The sequence below is a fragment of the Bacillus sp. mrc49 genome (genome assembly GCF_002803435.1).
Map to the genome: position 1 here is coordinate 1 of NZ_PHNG01000578.1, position 860 is coordinate 860.

At 41.0% G+C, this 860-nt stretch carries 1 protein-coding gene and 1 pseudogene; both read right to left on the reverse strand.

Annotated features, from left to right (window positions below; genetic code table 11):
- Positions 1-218: pseudogene (locus tag CVN76_RS06010) on the reverse strand (glycine cleavage system protein H); the annotation flags it as partial.
- A 95-nt stretch (positions 219-313) separates the two neighbouring features.
- Positions 314-670: an arsenate reductase family protein gene (locus tag CVN76_RS06015; RefSeq protein WP_100530604.1), complete on the reverse strand. Its 357-nt coding sequence runs from the start codon at positions 668-670 to the stop codon at positions 314-316.
- Positions 671-860: the final 190 nt, after the last annotated feature.

Genomic DNA, 860 nt, shown 5'->3' on the forward strand with positions numbered 1-860 from the left:
ATCGGAGCATAAAGCTCAGAAACGGTCTTTACCGATTCAACGCTTCCAAATGGCTCGTTGGCTTTAAGCTCGTCTCCAATTTCAGGAAGCTCGACGAAAACGATGTCCCCTAGCTCTGATTGGGCAAAAGCCGTTATCCCGATACGCACAGTTCCATCTTCCGTTTTGACCCATTCATGTTCTTTAGTGTAACGAAGTTCTTTTGGTGTTGTTGTCATTATTAATTCCCTCCATATGTATAGCTTATTTTTCTATTACATTATAAGGTAGAAATATTATTTAAGTAAGGAATTAACCAAATTTTTGTATAATTTTAGTTCCATACCTGTTCGAATTGCTCTTCTTTGAAACCTACTGTCACTTTCGTACCATCCGTAACAATCGGCCTTTTCAGAAGCATCCCATCAGTCGCCAATATATCAAGCATTTCGGCTTCGGTAGCTTCCTTAACCTTATCCTTCAAGCCCAGCTCGCGATATTTTTGTCCGCTAGTATTGAAAAACTTCTTCAACTCCAACCCGCTCGATTTATACAATTGTTCAATTTCGGTTCGGGAAGGCGGATTTTCCGCTATATGGATCGCTTCATATTGCAGTTCATGATGATCCAACCACTTCTTCGCATTGCGGCATGTGCCGCATTTTGGGTACCAGTATAATATTAAGCCCATCGTTTCACCACCTATCAATAGAATACCCGTTTTCACCAAGCAATACAACGAAATGCACCGGATTCGAACAAAGGAAATAAAGGGAATGCCCATTGCGGACATTCCCTTCATTGAACCATTTCATTGCTTATAGCGCGTATTTTTCCGTTTCGATTACTTTGACGGAGGCTTCACGTTTTTTCGCAATGAC

Bases quoted from the DNA above. Each gene is read 5' to 3' on its own strand.
- CVN76_RS06015 (WP_100530604.1), bottom strand. From the start codon at position 670: ATGGGCTTAATATTATACTGGTACCCAAAATGCGGCACATGCCGCAAT.